Source organism: Lacticaseibacillus parakribbianus, from assembly GCF_025490915.1.
Lineage (GTDB): Bacteria > Bacillota > Bacilli > Lactobacillales > Lactobacillaceae > Lacticaseibacillus > Lacticaseibacillus parakribbianus.
This window is the reverse complement of sequence record NZ_JANQBA010000030.1, coordinates 1-2321: the sequence shown is the minus strand read 5'-3', so window position 1 is coordinate 2321 and position 2321 is coordinate 1. Positions and strand designations below refer to the sequence as shown.

Below are 2321 nucleotides of genomic sequence, written 5' to 3'. Positions count from 1 at the left end.
TAATTTGATCCGAACAATCTCAGGTTTCTCATCCATAAAATTACCTCACCAATTTAGATTTGATGAGGCAATCATACTGCCCGGCAAGGGGCAATCATATCCGGTCTGTTATTGGGTGCTTACCGTGCCGCGATTGCCACTGCGACCTCGGTTGAGCCCAGGCGACTTGCCGCAGGGTACAAAAAAAGCCCCATCTCTGGGACCGATGATACCGGCAATCGGGGTCGAACCGATACTCCATCGCTGGAACTGGATTTTGAGTCCAGCGCGTCTGCCAATTCCGCCATGCCGGCATAATATTCATCTATTTCTCGAAGCGACAGCCTGAGAAAGGCGGTGATCGGATTTGAACCGACGCATATAGGTTTTGCAGACCTTTGCCTTACCACTTGGCTACACCGCCGTGAGCAATTGGGGTAGCTGGATTCGAACCAGCGCATGACGGAGTCAAAGTCCGTTGCCTTACCACTTGGCTATACCCCAATCAAGGGCGGTATGTGGGAATCGAACCCACGTATGCTGGATCCACAAACCAGTGTGTTAACCACTTCACCAATACCGCCATATTAACAAAAAGCAGGGATAGTAGGAATTGAACCCACACTGACGGTTTTGGAGACCGTAGTTCTACCTTTAAACTATATCCCTATAAATGGAGGATCTAGGATTCGAACCTAGGAACCCGAAGGAACGGATTTACAGTCCGTCGCGTTTAGCCTCTTCGCTAATCCTCCGAAAAAAATGGCGCGGGACGGAATCGAACCGCCGACACATGGAGCTTCAATCCATTGCTCTACCAACTGAGCTACCGAGCCATAACGGTTCCAACGAGACTCGAACTCGTGATCTCCTGCGTGACAGGCAGGCGTCCTAACCAACTAGACCATGGAACCAACAATTATTCAATTGTAATTGCGGGAGCTGGATTTGAACCAACGACCTTCGGGTTATGAGCCCGACGAGCTACCAGACTGCTCCATCCCGCGATAATTTATAAAGGAGAATGAGGGATTCGAACCCTCGCGTGGGTTTCCCCACCTGACGGTTTTCAAGACCGTTCCCTTCAGCCAGACTTGGGTAATTCTCCATATGAGGCATGACCCGTACGGGATTTGAACCCATGTTACCGCCGTGAAAGGGCGGTGTCTTAACCACTTGACCAACGGGCCGCAGAACGGAGAAGGAGGGATTTGAACCCTCGCGCCAGTTTCCCGACCTACACCCTTAGCAGGGGCGCCTCTTCAGCCACTTGAGTACTTCTCCATATTAATCTTGGAACACTGGGCCTAAATGGACTTGAACCATCGACCTCACGCTTATCAGGCGTGCGCTCTAACCAGCTGAGCTATAGGCCCATAAATCTCGATCCAGCGGGTGACGAGAATCGAACTCGCGACAACAGCTTGGAAGGCTGTGGTTTTACCACTAAACTACACCCGCATATGCGGATACTGGCGCGGGACAGAATCGAACTGCCGACACATGGAGCTTCAATCCATTGCTCTACCAACTGAGCTACCGAGCCGACACCGGTTCCAACGAGACTCGAACTCGTGATCTCCTGCGTGACAGGCAGGCGTCCTAACCAACTAGACCATGGAACCAATTGCGGGAGCTGGATTTGAACCAACGACCTTCGGGTTATGAGCCCGACGAGCTACCAGACTGCTCCATCCCGCGATAATATATTTAGTATACCTACTGCGATCCACCGTGTAAAGAACGGATGGACCTTGTAGGGCTCGAACCTACGACCGGACGGTTATGAGCCGTCTGCTCTAACCAACTGAGCTAAAGGTCCAGGCCAATCGCGGCGGGGGGGATCGAACCCTCGACCTCCCGGGTATGAACCGGACGCTCTAGCCAGCTGAGCTACACCGCGATAAATCTCAATTAAAAAGAACGAGCAAGTCGTTCCTATCGGGAAAACAGGATTCGAACCTGCGACCCCCTGGTCCCAAACCAGGTGCTCTACCAAGCTGAGCTATTTCCCGAGCACTGCACCCAGTAGGAGTCGAACCTACAACCTTCTGATTCGTAGTCAGACACTCTATCCAGTTGCGCTATGGGTGCATATTACATTGTTTCGCCGAGCGGCGAAGCGGAAGACGAGATTCGAACTCGCGACCCCCACCATGGCAAGGTGATGTTCTACCACTGAACTACTTCCGCATGAAACTGTGATCCAATGCCTGAGTGGCACTGGAGGATACAGGGCTCGAACCTGTGACCCTCTGCTTGTAGGGCAGACGCTCTCCCAACTGAGCTAATCCTCCATAAATGAAGCGCGGCAGCTTCCTACCCTCGCAGGCAGTCACCCA

At 52.3% G+C, this 2321-nt stretch carries 23 tRNA genes; all 23 read right to left on the bottom strand.

Annotated elements, in window-relative coordinates:
- Positions 1-209: 209 nt before the first annotated feature.
- Positions 210-293, bottom strand: a tRNA-Leu gene (locus NUH19_RS13040).
- Between the two features lie 38 nt (positions 294-331).
- Positions 332-403 (bottom strand) — tRNA-Cys (locus NUH19_RS13035).
- An 8-nt stretch (positions 404-411) separates the two neighbouring features.
- A tRNA-Gln gene (locus NUH19_RS13030) sits at positions 412-483 on the bottom strand.
- Between the two features lie 6 nt (positions 484-489).
- A tRNA-His gene (locus NUH19_RS13025) sits at positions 490-562 on the bottom strand.
- A 15-nt stretch (positions 563-577) separates the two neighbouring features.
- Positions 578-648 (bottom strand) — tRNA-Trp (locus NUH19_RS13020).
- A gap of 5 nt (positions 649-653) precedes the next feature.
- A tRNA-Tyr gene (locus tag NUH19_RS13015) sits at positions 654-734 on the bottom strand.
- Positions 735-742: 8 nt separating this feature from the next.
- Positions 743-815, bottom strand: a tRNA-Phe gene (locus NUH19_RS13010).
- Between the two features lie 4 nt (positions 816-819).
- A tRNA-Asp gene (locus tag NUH19_RS13005) sits at positions 820-893 on the bottom strand.
- A gap of 19 nt (positions 894-912) precedes the next feature.
- Positions 913-986: transfer RNA gene (locus NUH19_RS13000), tRNA-Met, on the bottom strand.
- Positions 987-997: 11 nt separating this feature from the next.
- Positions 998-1087, bottom strand: a tRNA-Ser gene (locus NUH19_RS12995).
- 10 nt (positions 1088-1097) lie between these two features.
- Positions 1098-1169 (bottom strand) — tRNA-Glu (locus NUH19_RS12990).
- Between the two features lie 6 nt (positions 1170-1175).
- A tRNA-Ser gene (locus NUH19_RS12985) sits at positions 1176-1263 on the bottom strand.
- An 18-nt stretch (positions 1264-1281) separates the two neighbouring features.
- Positions 1282-1355: transfer RNA gene (locus tag NUH19_RS12980), tRNA-Ile, on the bottom strand.
- Positions 1356-1369: 14 nt separating this feature from the next.
- Positions 1370-1440 (bottom strand) — tRNA-Gly (locus NUH19_RS12975).
- 12 nt (positions 1441-1452) lie between these two features.
- Positions 1453-1525 (bottom strand) — tRNA-Phe (locus NUH19_RS12970).
- A 5-nt stretch (positions 1526-1530) separates the two neighbouring features.
- Positions 1531-1604, bottom strand: a tRNA-Asp gene (locus NUH19_RS12965).
- Between the two features lie 2 nt (positions 1605-1606).
- Positions 1607-1680 (bottom strand) — tRNA-Met (locus NUH19_RS12960).
- Between the two features lie 47 nt (positions 1681-1727).
- A tRNA-Ile gene (locus NUH19_RS12955) sits at positions 1728-1801 on the bottom strand.
- Positions 1802-1808: 7 nt separating this feature from the next.
- Positions 1809-1882: transfer RNA gene (locus NUH19_RS12950), tRNA-Met, on the bottom strand.
- A 38-nt stretch (positions 1883-1920) separates the two neighbouring features.
- Positions 1921-1994, bottom strand: a tRNA-Pro gene (locus NUH19_RS12945).
- 5 nt (positions 1995-1999) lie between these two features.
- Positions 2000-2073 (bottom strand) — tRNA-Arg (locus NUH19_RS12940).
- Between the two features lie 27 nt (positions 2074-2100).
- Positions 2101-2172, bottom strand: a tRNA-Gly gene (locus NUH19_RS12935).
- 31 nt (positions 2173-2203) lie between these two features.
- Positions 2204-2276: transfer RNA gene (locus NUH19_RS12930), tRNA-Val, on the bottom strand.
- Positions 2277-2321: the final 45 nt, after the last annotated feature.